Below are 11,793 nucleotides of genomic sequence, written 5' to 3'. Positions count from 1 at the left end.
AAGGAGGAAGAACCCACCCCCACCCCGCCAGGCCACCCAAAGACCCACGACCCAAGGCGCCCCACCCGACAGTCCCTTGCCACCCCGAAGACTCACCAGCTCAGCCGTAGGGCTGTTCAGCCGGCAGAGGTTCGACCATCGGTAGACCCTCTGTGCCTTCCTCCTATTCCTTTTCCTTGTTCTCGACCCGGTACGAGTCGTGGCCGATGACGGCACCTTCGACGAGTTCCTTCCAGGGCTCGTGGTCGAGGCCCAGCGCGTCGAGAAGGTAATCGGAGACGGCGTCCGCCACCAGGGCGACGCGAGCCGGGTCCTCGTCGGTGGTCTCGGCGACCGTCTCACCCGCGATGCCGCCGAGGGTGTGCTCTCCTTCGGGGATGGTGAGCAGGCTCTTGGGCGCGGGAGAGAGGTGATAGGCGTCGGTGAACCAGTCCGGTCCCCGGGTGGACATCGCCGACCGGTCCTTGCCGCCGGTGATGACGAGGGCGGGCGAGGCCATGGTGGAGTAGTCCGGTCGCATGAACGGCAGGTGCTCGATCGCGAACGGGGTGAGGCTGTCACCGGTGCCGGCCGGGGCGATGAGTACGCCGGCCTTGATCTCCGGGTGGGCGAAGCTCTCGCCGGGGTCGCCGTCGGCGTCGAAAACACGGGCGCCGAGCAGGGCGCCGGCGGTCTGGGCGCCCCAGGAGTGTCCGACGACGGCCACGCGGGAACGGTCGGCCCGGGTATTCAGCCCGCCCGCGCGGGACAGGAGGCCGTCGAGGTCGTTGAGAATCGCGTGCAGGTCGTCGATCCGGGTCCGCCAGATGGTGCCGAACCTCGGATCGTCGAGCCCGATGTCGTGCCGGCGAGAGTCGAGGTGGGTCGGTTGCACGACGACGAAGCCGGCCGCGGCCCAGCGGTCGGCGAGTGGCCCGTAGCCGTCCATCGACCAGGCGTTGCCGTGTGAGAACACGATGATGGGCAGGTCCTCGCCGGTCGCCGGTGAGGTGACCCTCACCGACAGTTCGATGTCCCGGTCGGGTGCGGGGACGATGATGGGCTTGACCGTGATGAGTCTTCGCTCGGCCGGGTTGATAGGCATAGAGGTGCTCTCTTCCGAGGGGGCGGTCCTGCCGGATTTGGCGGAACGCTGTTCCGTCAACTTAGCGGAACATGGTTCCGTGAACAAGGGGAGAGAAGTGACCGAGCCGATCGGCGTGCGTGCGGCGGGAGCGCAACGCACCCGCGAGACCCTCTTGGCCGCAGCGGCGGCCGTGTTCGTAAAGCAGGGGGTGAACGCGCCCATGCGCGACATCGCCCGTCACGCCGGTGTCGGGGTGGGTACCGTCTACCGTCACTTCCCGAACCGGGCCGAACTGGTCGTCGCCGTGTACCGGCACCAGATCGAGGAGTGCGCCGCACTGGCCCCGCGTCTCCTTGCGGAGTCCATCGCCCCGGTCGAGGCGCTCTCACTGTGGGTCGACGCGTTCGTGGAGTTCCTCGTGACCAAACACGGGCTGGGCGCGGCGCTGCAGTCCGAGGATTCGAGCCTGCAGAGCCTGCACACCCTCATGCTCGACGAACTGGTCCCGGCCTGTGGATCGCTGATCGACGCCGGGGTGGCGGCGGGCGAGTTCGACTCCGGCGTCACTCCCTACGTGCTCATGCGCGCGATAGGGAACCTCTGCGTCCTCGGCCCCGGCTATGACCGTGAGGACGCCCGCGCCATGGTCGACCGCCTACTCCTCGGATGCGGCCGCACCGACATGGAGGCGGGGGAATCGACCGCGTCTTGAGCGGGGGAACGGAAATCCGGGGGATCGTTTCTCGTGGTGCGGAGTGTTCAGGAAAGCGATATGCCCCGGGTTCACGAATGGATTTCCAGTGACCGTTCTTGCTTTCTTCGCCGTCTTCGATCAGCGGCGACGCCTTGAAGTGCCGCTATTCCTTGGGGTGCGATATCGATATCGGCAGCGCGTCGACAATCGTTCGGTCTTTGATCTTGTCGGTGGCGATGTTCGTCACGAAAAAGGACCCATGGCCCTGGCATAGGGTTGTGCGGTGACCGAATCTCCCACGGCTTCCCAGGTCCTTCGTCGACCGCGCCTTCTCACCACCGAGGTACTCGCCGGCATCGTGACGACCCTCGCGCTCATCCCCGAGGTGATCGCGTTCTCGGTGATCGCGGGCGTCGACCCGAAGGTGAGCCTCATGGCCTCCGTCGTGCTCGCCGTGTCGATGTCGATCCTCGGTGGTCGGCCCGCCATGATCACGGCGGCCGCCGGCGCCGTCGCCCTCGTGGTCGCCCCGCTCGTACACGAGCACGGCGCCCAGTACCTGTTGCCGACCGTGGTGCTCGCCGGCATCGTGCAGATCCTGTTCGGTGTCCTGGGCCTGGCCCGGCTCATGCGCTTCATCCCGCGATCGGTCATGATCGGCTTCGTCAACGCCCTCGGCATCCTGATCTTCACCGCCCAGCTCCCGCACGTGATCGGTGTGCCGTGGCCGGTCTACCCGATGTTCGCGCTCACGCTCCTGATCGTGATCGGCCTTCCTCGGATCACGAAGGCGGTGCCCGCGCCACTCGTGGCCATCGTCGTGGTCACCTCGATCGCGATGGTCGCCCACCTGGCCATCCCGACGGTCGGTGACCAGGGGGCCGTCGGGGGCGGATCACCCGGAGTGACCCCGCTGCTCGTGCCGCTGAACCTCGAAACGCTGCGCATCATCGGACCGACGGCGCTCAGCGTCGCGTTCGTCGGGCTCATGGAGACACTGCTCACGGCCAAACTCGTGGACGGCATCACCGACACGAAGTCCGACAAGGGCCGTGAGTCATGGGCGCTCGGGGTCGCCAACATCCTCGCCGGGTTCTGGGGCGGCATCGCCGGTTGCGCCATGATCGGTCAGACCGTCGTGAACGTGAAGCTCGGCCGCGCCCGCACCCGAGTCTCCACCTTCATCGCCGGAGTCATGCTTTTGGCCCTGGTCACCGTGTTGTCGGACGTCATGGAGCAGATCCCCATGGTCGCCCTCGCCGCCGTGATGATGGTCGTCGCCGTCTCCACCATCGACTTCCACAGCGTGCGGCCCTCAACGCTCAAACGGATGCCCCTGTCCGAAACGAGCGTCATGGTCGTCACCGTCGCGGTCGTGGTGGCGACGGACAACCTCGCCATCGGGGTCGGTGTGGGCGTGCTGCTCGCGATGGTGCTGTTCGCGCGCCGGGTCGCGCACGTGGTCACCGTCGAGCGTTTCGCGGGGACGGAGTCCGTCATCTATACCGTGCACGGTCCCCTTTTCTTCGGCAGCAGCAACGACCTCGTCGAGCAGTTCTCCTACGCGGAGGACCCGGCGTCGGTCAGCGTCGACTTCTCGGCGGCGCAGATCTGGGACGCCTCGACGGTCGCCGTACTCGATTCGGTGCAGGCCAAGTACGCCGACCATGGCATCGAGGTACGTTTCATCGGCCTCGACAAGAATTCGGTCCGCTTCCACAGCCGCCTCACGGGAACGCTCGACTGAGCCGCGATCACTCCTGGCAGCTCCTTATCTTAAAACCGTTCCCGGGCCGTCTCCTCGGTGTCGTCCGCGCGAGCGGCGTCACGCCAGGCCTGAAGGTTCCCCATGGTCGGCCTCCCCGCGGAGGTTTCGGTGACCACGGCTTCGATGACCTCGCGCAGTGCGGTGAAGCTGTGTGCGGGCAGCAGGGAGTCGCAGTGGGGCAGGGCCGCGGACATACCGCCCGTGGAAGGAGTGAACCCGTGGGCCGCCGCCCTGGGGTTGGCCCACACGATCCGGTGGGCACGCCGACGCAGCCTCTTCATCGCCGCCGTCATCGCCTCGGGCGAATCGCTGTCCCACCCGTCGGAGAGCACCACCACGACCGCGCCGCGCAGCAGGGCGCCGTGGCGGGAGGCGAGCAGTTCCCGCAGGCTCGCGGCGATCCGGGTGCCGCCGAACCGGTCCGTCACCGCCTCGGTCACCTTGGCCTGCGCCTCGTCCACGGTGCCTCGGCGCAGCAACGGGGTCAGACGGGTCGGGCGGGTCCCGAAGGTGAAGGTCTCGGTCTCCAGCAGCCGGGTGAGTGCGCGCGCCAGGTGCAGGTGTGCTGCGGCCTGGGCGCGCATGGACCCGCTGACGTCGCACAGCACCACCACGCGGCGCGGCCGTTTCTCGGGACGTTCGCGCACCAGGGTGAGGGGTTCCCAACCGGTGCGCCGTGCCCGCGCCAGGGTGGCCCGCAGCGCCACCCTCCCCCCGGACCGCCCTCGGGCCCGCCTCCGAGTGCGTCGTCGCGGCGGATCGGGACGCAGCGTCGCGATCCACTCGCCCAGCAACGCGACCTCCGTGTCGGAGAGCCGTTCGAAGGGTTCGTCGGCCCGGGCCTCCAGGTCGCTGGGCGATGGCTCGGGCAGTTCGTGGGACTCCTCGTCGTCACGTTCCACGGAGGACAGGGTCACCCAGGGCAGTCCGCCCGAGGCCGTGCCCTCGGGCTCGCCGCCGTCGGAGGAACCGGGGGACTCGTCGCGCACACGCAGGGAGGAGGGGGCCGGGGTGGTATCCGTACGGGGCGCCCCGTCCTCGAAGGCGGCGGCGAACACGGCGTCGAAGCGCGGCAGGTCCTCCGCACGTCGCACCAGGCACACCCGGGCCGTCCAGTACAGCGTGCCCACGTCGTCGGGAAGCCGCGTGGCCAGCGCCCGTGCCAGGGTGCCCGCGGCGTCCAGGTCCACCCGGGCGCCGCGGGCACGCAGGCGCTCGGTGAAGGCGACCGCGAACGCCGCCCGGTCCACCCCCGGCAGCGGGGAGGCGGCGGGCTCAGCCGAAGACGGCATAGCCGATGAGGAACCCGACCGCCAGTGCCACCACCACGGCGATGGCCGGCCACAGGAGTCCGCCGCCACCGGAGACCGCCATCAGGTCCACCGGCTCGGCCTCGGGGCCGTCGATGGTCCGTCTGTGCGGCGCGGTCGGAACCGTCGCGGCCCCCCGCACCTTCGGTGTCTCCGAGGCGGACTCGCCGCCCTCGTCATCCTGCTCGTCGTTGGACAGGGGCCCGCTGCCGGACATGTGCGCTCCGCCGGCCATGTGGGAGCCCGACTCCGTCCCCTCGCCGCTGGGGTCCTCGCCTTCGGTCATACCGTCCGCCTCCGTGGTGTCGAGGGCGGCGAGCCTTTCCTCCGCCCTCTCCACGAACTGCCCCAGCAGACGCTTCGAAACGTCCTTGATCATCCCGCCGCCCAACTGGGCGAGCTTCCCGGTGATCTTCAGGTCGGTCTCGACGGTCACGTCGGTGCGCCCGTCGGCCTCCGCCAGCCGGACCGTGACCGTCGCGGCGGCGTTGCCCGCGCCCCGGTCGGCCCGCCCCGAGGCCTCCACGACCGCGCGGTGCTCTTCGTCGTCGCGCTCCACGAACCGGGCGGTGCCCTTGTAGGCGGCCACGACCGGTCCGACCTTCACCTTCACCTTCCCGGAGTAGACGTCGTCCTCGACACCGGTCAGCTGCGCGCCCGGCATGCACGGCGCGAGCTCCTCGACGTCGGTGAACAGCTCCCACACCCGCTCGATGGGTGCGTCGACGGTGAACTCGTTGTCGATCCTCATGTGGTCGTCTCCGCTCGGGGCCCGGTCGGGGGCAGTACCGCGACCACGGTTTCGTGGTCGTCGGGGGTCTTGATGAGTGCGGACAGGGTGCGGACGATGTCGTCGCGGACCAGGTCGGTCACTCCCAGGGCGCCCAGGGCCGAAACCCAGTCGATGGTCTCGGCCAACCCGGGCGCCTTGTCCAGTTCGAGTTCGCGGACCCGGCCCACGAACTCGGTCGCGGACGCCACCAGGGCGGCGTTCGCCCCGGGGACCCGCCGGCGCAGAATGGCCGCGGCCCGCTCGGGTCCGGGGTAGGTGATCCAGTGGTAGAGGCAGCGCCGCCGCAACGCGTCGTGCAGGTCGCGGCTGCGGTTGGAGGTGAGCACGACCAGGGGCGGGTGTTCGGCGGTGAAGGTGCCCAGCTCGGGTACGGTCACCGACGCCTCACCCAGGAATTCCAACAGCAGCGCCTCGAACTCGTCGTCGGCCCGGTCCACCTCGTCGATCAGCAGTACCGGCGGCACCGACCCCCGGTGGCGGACCGCTCGCAGGATCGGCCGGTCCAGCAGGAACCGTTCGGTGAACAGGTCGTGGTCGGCCAACCGTTCCCCGCGCGACTCGGCGAGTCGGACCGCGAGCAGTTGCCGCTGGTGGTTCCACTCGTAGAGGGCCTCGCCGGCGGTCAGTCCCTCGTAGCACTGCAGTCGGATCAACGGGGTGTCCAGGACCCGGGCGAGGGCCTTGGCCACGGCGGTCTTGCCGACCCCGGGTTCGCCCTCCAACAGCAGGGGGCGGCCCAGGGCCATCGCCAGGGACAGGGCGGTGGCGGTGCCCTCGTCCACAAGGTGGTCCTGGGAGTCCAGGCGCCACCGGATCTCGTCGGCGTCGAGCATCTAGCCCTCCGCCGCCTTGCGGTCCCGACAGCCCGGGCAGCAGAACCACACGTCCTGGCCGTCGATCTCCAGGTGGGGGGTGGTGGTTCCCACGGTGACGGTCATCCCGCACACCGGGTCCACCACCGTGCCCGGGGCCGTGCTCTCCTGGGAGGCGGGCTCCTCCGGCGCGCCCAGCCCGTTCACCCGGACCTCCTGCACGAGCTGGGCCAGGATCGACAGCGCGATCTCCGGCGGGGTGCTCGCCCCGATGCCCAACCCGACCGGCGCGTGCACCCGACCGCGTTGGCAGTGGTCCAGCTCCAGGGAGTCCAGCACGGCGGCACCGCGCCTGCGCGAGGCCACCAGCCCCACGAATCCCACCCCGGCGTCCAGGGCGCTGCGGATCACGGCGGCCTCGTCACCGCCGTGACTGGCCACCACCACCGCCGTGGCACCCGCCACCACCTCGGTACCGGACCCCGACTCCACGACGAACCCCAGGGGCGGGGCCATCTCGCGCAGAGCCGACACGATGGGGGAGTCGCCCACGACCCCCACCACCGGATCCGGCAGCCGCGGTCGGAGGAAGATCTCCAGGGCGCCCCCGGACAGGCACGGGTTCACCACCACGTGCGCGCCGGGGGTCTCCGGGAAGGGCTCGCCCTCGCCCGGCAACACCCGCAACAGCACGCTGCGCCGGTCGCGGATCGCGCCCAGGGCGGCCTCGCGCACCGACCCCTGGGCGCACTGGCCGCCCACGAAACCCTCGATGGAACCGTCCTGGAGGACGATCGCGCCGTCCCCCGGTCGGACCGAGGCGGGCACCTGGGCCCGCACCACGGTCGCTTCGACGAACGGCACCCTTCCGGCGATCAGCTCACGGCCGCGTCCGGTCACGTCAATGGCGACCATCGCGTGGCCCCCTTCCTGGGTCCTGCCGACGGGTGGCGCCCGCCGGAGCGGGCACCACGGTTCTTCTCCGGACGCCTCAGAACGAGGGCTCGGCCCTGCCGTTCATGGCGTCCCACACCCGGGAGGGGGTGAGCGGCATGTCGGCGTGGCGCACCCCGAACGGCTTCAGGGCGTCCACCACCGCGTTGACCACAGCCGGCGGGGAACCCACCGTGGCGGACTCGCCCACGCCCTTGGCGCCGATCGGGTGGTGCGGCGACGGCGTCACCGTGTACCCGGTCTCCCAGTCGGGGACCTCCATCGCCGTGGGCAGCAGGTAGTCCATGAAGGAGCCGCCCAGGCAGTTGCCGTCCTCGTCGAAGGAGATCATCTCCATCAACGCCATCCCGACCCCGTCGGTCAGACCGCCGTGCACCTGGCCCTCGATGATCATCGGGTTGATGCGGGTGCCGCAGTCGTCGACCGCGATGAACCGGCGCACCTTGACCTGCGCGGTGTCCGGGTCGATGTCCACGACGCAGATGTAGGCGCCGTGCGGGTAGGTGAGGTTCTCCGGGTTGTAGCAGACCTGTGCCTCCAGGCCGCCCTCGATTCCCTCGGGCAGGTCACCGGCGCCGTGGGCGCGCAGCGCGATCTGCTGGATGGTGACCGAACGCTCCGGGTCGCCCTTGACGGAGAACGTGCCCTTGGTCCACTCCAGATCGGCGACCGAGGCCTCCAACATGCCCGAGGCGATGATCCGGGCCTTGTCGCGCACCTTGCGCGCGACCATGGCGGCGGCCGCCCCCGACACGGGGGTGGACCGACTGCCGTAGGTGCCGAGCCCGAACGGGGTGTTGTCGGTGTCGCCGTGCACGACGTCGATGTCGTCGGGCGCGATGCCGATCTCCTCGGCGACGATCTGCGCGAACGTCGTCTCGTGTCCCTGTCCCTGGGACTGCACCGACAGCCGTACCACGGCCTTGCCGGTGGGGTGGATCCGCAGTTCACAGCCGTCGGCCATGCCCAGGCCGAGGATGTCCATGTTCTTGCGCGGGCCGGCACCGACGGCCTCGGTGAAGAACGAGAGTCCGATGCCCATCAGCTCGCCCCTGGCGCGTTTCTCGGCCTGTTCCTCGCGCAGCTCCTCGTAGCCGGCGATGCGCATCGCCTCGCGCAGGGTGGGCTCGTAGTCGCCGGAGTCGTACACCCAGCCGGTCTTGGTGGTGTACGGGAACTGCTCGGGTCGGATCAGGTTCTGGGAACGCAGCTCCGCCGGGTCGGCCCGCAGCTCGTAGGCCAGGCAGTCCACCAGGCGTTCGACCAGGTACACGGCCTCGGTGATCCGGAAGGAGCACGCGTAGGCCACGCCACCCGGCGCCTTGTTCGTGTACACCGCCGTCATCTTGGCGTGCGCGGCCTCGATGTCGTAGCTGCCGGTGAACACCCCGAAGAAGCCCGCCGGGTACTTGCTCGGCGCGGCCTGGGCGTTGAACGCGCCGTGGTCGGCGAGCACGTTCGTGCGGATGCCGAGGATGCGGCCGTCACGGGTGGCGGCGATCTCCCCGCGCATGACGTAGTCACGGGCGAAACCGGTGCTGATGAGGTTCTCGGACCGGTCCTCCATCCACTTGACCGGTTTGCCGACCACCAGCGACGCCACGATCGCGCACACGTACCCGGGGTAGATCGGCACCTTGTTGCCGAACCCGCCGCCGATGTCGGGGGAGATCACCCGGATCTTGTGCTCGGGCAGTCCCGCCACCATCGCGTACAGGGTGCGATGCGCGTGCGGTGCCTGGGTGGTGGACCACAGCGTCAGCCGGCCCTCCACCGGGTCGTAGTCGGCGACGGCGCCGCAGGTCTCCATGGGGGAGGGGTGCACGCGCGGGTACACGATGTCCTCGGTGACCACCACGTCGGCCTTGGCGAACACCGCCTCCGTGGCGGCCTCGTCACCGGTCTCCCAGTCGAAGACGTGGTTGTCGGCCTTGCCCTCCAGATCGTCGCGAATGACCGGGGAACCCTCGGCCAGGGCGTTGCGAGCGTCCACGACCGGGTCGAGCAGGTCGTACTCGACGTCGATGAGCTCCAGGGCGTCGCGCGCGGAGTAGTGGTCCTCCGCCACCACGAACGCGACCTCCTGGCCCTGGAAACGCACCTTGTCGGTGGCCAGGACCGCCTGCACGTCGTTGGACAGGGTCGGCATCCACGCCAGACCCTTCTCCGCCAACGCCTCGCCGGTCACCACGGCCCTGACCTTGGGGTGGGCCTCGGCGGCGCTGGTGTCCACCGACACGATCCGGGCGTGCGCCACGGGGGAGCGCAGGATCGCCAGGTGCAGCATCCCGGAAAGCCGGACGTCGTCCACGTAGCGGCCGCGTCCGCGCACGAAGCGGGGATCCTCCTTGCGGAGCATCCGGCCGTGGCCGATGGGCTTGGCCCCAACGGTCTCCTGGTCGTGTACCGCGGTCATCGGACCTCCTCCTGTGCCTCGACCGGGGCCTGGTCGGCACCGTGGGCCGGGCAGCCGTTCGCCTCGTGTTCGGCCGCCCAACGCACCGAACGCACGATCGTGGCGTAGCCGGTGCAGCGGCAGATCTGACCGGAGATCGCCTCGCGGATCTCCTCCTCCGACGGGTCGGGGTTGCGGTCCAGCAGAGCACGGGAGGTCATCATCATCCCGGGGGTGCAGAACCCGCACTGGAGGCCGTGGCACTCCATGAACCCCTGCTGTACCGGGTCGAGCTCGTCGCCCTTGGCGAGTCCCTCGACGGTGCGGACCCTGCGGCCGTCGGCCATCGCCGCGAGCACGGTGCAGGACTTGACGGGTTCGTCGTCCATCCACACCGTGCACGCGCCGCAGTTGCTGGTGTCGCAGCCCCAGTGGGTGCCGGTCAGGCTCAGGTGGTCGCGCAGGAAGTGCACCAGCAGGAGCCGGCTCTCGATCTCCCCGGTGACCTCTTCACCGTTGACGGTCATGGTGACGCGCATGTTCAGGCCCTTCCGGTCCCGGCGACGGCGCGGCGCAGCGTCCGTCGGGTGAGTTCCTTGACGAGGTGGCGCTTGTAGTCGGCGCCGCCTCGGCTGTCGGTGGTGGGGTCGCAGGAGGCGACGGCGATCTCGCCCCCCCGCGTGTACAACTCCTCGGAAGGGGGCTGACCGCGCAGGGCCTCGGCGATCCCCTCGACCGCGACGGTGTCGGCGCCGACGGCGGTCAGCCCCAGACGGGCGTCGGTGAGGACCCCGTCGTCCAGCCACACGGCGGCGGCGACCGCGGCCACCGCCCAGTCGCCGGCGCGGCGCTCGACCTTCTCGAACGCGCTGGACCCGCCGGGCCGGACGGGGAAGCGGACCTCGACGAGCATCTCGCCGGGACCGACGGCCGTCTCGTAGGGGCCGACGTGGAACTCGGCCATGGGGACCAGGCGTTCGCCGTCGGTGCCGCGGATGACGCAGACCGCGTCCAGGGCCCCGCACACGGCGGACAGGTCCTCGGAGGGATCGGCCTGGCACAGCGAACCGCCCAGGGTGCCGCGGTTGCGCACCAGGGGGTCGGCGATGACCTTCTCGGCCTCGGCGAAGACGGGGAAGACCTCCGCCAGTTCCGTGGACTCCAGGAGTTCACGATGCCGGGTCATCGCCCCGATCCGGACCTCGTGGGCCTCGACCCGGATGTATCCGAGCTCGGCGTGGAGCTCGTTGATGTCGATGAGGTACTCCAGGTCGGTGAGCCGGAGCTTCATCATCGGCAACAGACTGTGGCCGCCCGCGACCAACCGCGCGGACTCACCCAAGCGGTCCAACAGACCGATCGCGTGGTCCACGCTGGTCGCGCGTTCGTACTCGAACGGTGCCGGGACCTGCATGCGTACTCCTTCGCATCGTGTGCGAGGCAGTGCACACCGCTTCTTGTTCGGCGGTCAACGGCGACCTAAGGCTTCGCTTAATCAGCGAGGTGGCAGGGGGTGGCGTGAAAGGTGTGAAAAACGTGGACCGACCGAAAACTCGTTGCGTCGAGTCGGGCGGCCGGTGAGACTGCACGGCATGTACTCCGACGACGACGCCGCCGCGCTCTACGACGCGCTCAACGGCTGGGCGCCCTCCGACGACTTCTACCTGTCCCACGTCATGACCGCCGACGCCGTGCTCGACGTGGGGTGCGGGACCGGGATGATGCTGCATCGCGCCCGTCAGGAGGGGCACACCGGTCGGTTGTGCGGGGTCGATCCGGACGTGGCCGCGCTACGGCGGGCGAGGGCACGAGCGGACGTGGAGTGGATCGAGGGCCGTGCCGACGGTATGTCCTTCGACGGGGAGTTCGACCTGGCGTTCATGGCGAGCAACGCCTTCCAGGTGTTCGTCACCGACGCCGCGTATCGTGACTCGCTCACCGCGATCCGGACGGCGCTGCGGGAGGGCGGCGGCTTCGTGTTCGGCACTCGCAACCCCTCGG

General features: G+C 69.9%; 11 protein-coding genes. 3 read left to right on the top strand and 8 right to left on the bottom strand.

Going from position 1 to position 11,793, the window contains the following annotated elements; genetic code table 11:
• Positions 1 to 163: 163 nt before the first annotated feature.
• Complete coding sequence (locus K8V84_RS16445; RefSeq protein ID WP_304075868.1) at positions 164 to 1,084, bottom strand: alpha/beta fold hydrolase; 921 nt, start codon at positions 1,082 to 1,084, stop codon at positions 164 to 166.
• Positions 1,085 to 1,181: 97 nt separating this feature from the next.
• Here K8V84_RS16445 and K8V84_RS16440 point away from each other — a divergent pair, with 97 nt between their 5' ends.
• The gene (locus tag K8V84_RS16440) at positions 1,182 to 1,778 is read left to right on the top strand and encodes a TetR/AcrR family transcriptional regulator (protein WP_304075866.1); all 597 of its coding nucleotides are present in this window, start codon (positions 1,182 to 1,184) and stop codon (positions 1,776 to 1,778) included.
• Positions 1,779 to 2,043: 265 nt separating this feature from the next.
• Complete coding sequence (locus K8V84_RS16435) at positions 2,044 to 3,507, top strand: SulP family inorganic anion transporter (RefSeq protein ID WP_304075864.1); 1,464 nt, start codon at positions 2,044 to 2,046, stop codon at positions 3,505 to 3,507.
• Positions 3,508 to 3,536: 29 nt separating this feature from the next.
• Here the strand turns inward: K8V84_RS16435 and K8V84_RS16430 are convergent, their stop codons facing one another.
• The 7 genes from K8V84_RS16430 to K8V84_RS16400 all read right to left on the bottom strand — a co-directional run bounded on the left by K8V84_RS16430 (position 3,537) and on the right by K8V84_RS16400 (position 11,206).
• Complete coding sequence (locus K8V84_RS16430) at positions 3,537 to 4,820, bottom strand: VWA domain-containing protein (protein WP_304075862.1); 1,284 nt, start codon at positions 4,818 to 4,820, stop codon at positions 3,537 to 3,539.
• Positions 4,804 to 5,589 carry an SRPBCC family protein gene (locus K8V84_RS16425; protein ID WP_304075861.1) on the bottom strand — a complete coding sequence of 262 codons (786 nt, stop codon included), beginning with the start codon at positions 5,587 to 5,589 and terminating at the stop codon, positions 4,804 to 4,806. The genes K8V84_RS16430 and K8V84_RS16425 overlap by 17 nt, the downstream gene beginning before the upstream one ends.
• Positions 5,586 to 6,464 (bottom strand): MoxR family ATPase, encoded by an 879-nt coding sequence (locus K8V84_RS16420; RefSeq protein WP_304075859.1) that lies wholly within the window; start codon positions 6,462 to 6,464, stop codon positions 5,586 to 5,588. The genes K8V84_RS16425 and K8V84_RS16420 overlap by 4 nt, the downstream gene beginning before the upstream one ends.
• A complete protein-coding gene (locus tag K8V84_RS16415; RefSeq protein WP_304075857.1) occupies positions 6,465 to 7,358 on the bottom strand; it encodes an XdhC family protein in 894 nt (297 codons plus the stop codon).
• Positions 7,359 to 7,434: 76 nt separating this feature from the next.
• A complete protein-coding gene (locus K8V84_RS16410; RefSeq protein WP_304075855.1) occupies positions 7,435 to 9,813 on the bottom strand; it encodes an aerobic carbon-monoxide dehydrogenase large subunit in 2,379 nt (792 codons plus the stop codon).
• Entirely contained in the window at positions 9,810 to 10,331 is a 522-nt protein-coding gene (locus K8V84_RS16405) for a (2Fe-2S)-binding protein (protein WP_304075854.1), read from the bottom strand. The genes K8V84_RS16410 and K8V84_RS16405 overlap by 4 nt, the downstream gene beginning before the upstream one ends.
• A gap of 2 nt (positions 10,332 to 10,333) precedes the next feature.
• Positions 10,334 to 11,206 (bottom strand): xanthine dehydrogenase family protein subunit M, encoded by an 873-nt coding sequence (locus K8V84_RS16400; protein ID WP_304075852.1) that lies wholly within the window; start codon positions 11,204 to 11,206, stop codon positions 10,334 to 10,336.
• A 178-nt stretch (positions 11,207 to 11,384) separates the two neighbouring features.
• Here K8V84_RS16400 and K8V84_RS16395 point away from each other — a divergent pair.
• Positions 11,385 to 11,793: class I SAM-dependent methyltransferase (locus K8V84_RS16395; protein WP_304075850.1), on the top strand; the 409-nt coding region annotated here is incomplete at its 3' end.

This window comes from Nocardiopsis listeri, assembly GCF_020741345.1.
Lineage (GTDB): Bacteria > Actinomycetota > Actinomycetes > Streptosporangiales > Streptosporangiaceae > Nocardiopsis > Nocardiopsis listeri_A.
This window is presented reverse-complemented; position numbering and strand designations above follow the sequence as displayed.

Excerpts from the sequence above, each read along its gene's own strand:
- K8V84_RS16445 (WP_304075868.1), bottom strand. The coding sequence starts at position 1,084 with ATGCCTATCAACCCGGCCGAGCGAAGACTCATCACGGTCAAGCCCATC.
- K8V84_RS16430 (WP_304075862.1), bottom strand. The coding sequence starts at position 4,820 with ATGCCGTCTTCGGCTGAGCCCGCCGCCTCCCCGCTGCCGGGGGTGGAC.
- K8V84_RS16425 (WP_304075861.1), bottom strand. The coding sequence starts at position 5,589 with ATGAGGATCGACAACGAGTTCACCGTCGACGCACCCATCGAGCGGGTG.
- K8V84_RS16420 (WP_304075859.1), bottom strand. The coding sequence starts at position 6,464 with ATGCTCGACGCCGACGAGATCCGGTGGCGCCTGGACTCCCAGGACCAC.
- K8V84_RS16415 (WP_304075857.1), bottom strand. The coding sequence starts at position 7,358 with ATGGTCGCCATTGACGTGACCGGACGCGGCCGTGAGCTGATCGCCGGA.
- K8V84_RS16410 (WP_304075855.1), bottom strand. The coding sequence starts at position 9,813 with ATGACCGCGGTACACGACCAGGAGACCGTTGGGGCCAAGCCCATCGGC.
- K8V84_RS16405 (WP_304075854.1), bottom strand. The coding sequence starts at position 10,331 with ATGCGCGTCACCATGACCGTCAACGGTGAAGAGGTCACCGGGGAGATC.
- K8V84_RS16400 (WP_304075852.1), bottom strand. The coding sequence starts at position 11,206 with ATGCAGGTCCCGGCACCGTTCGAGTACGAACGCGCGACCAGCGTGGAC.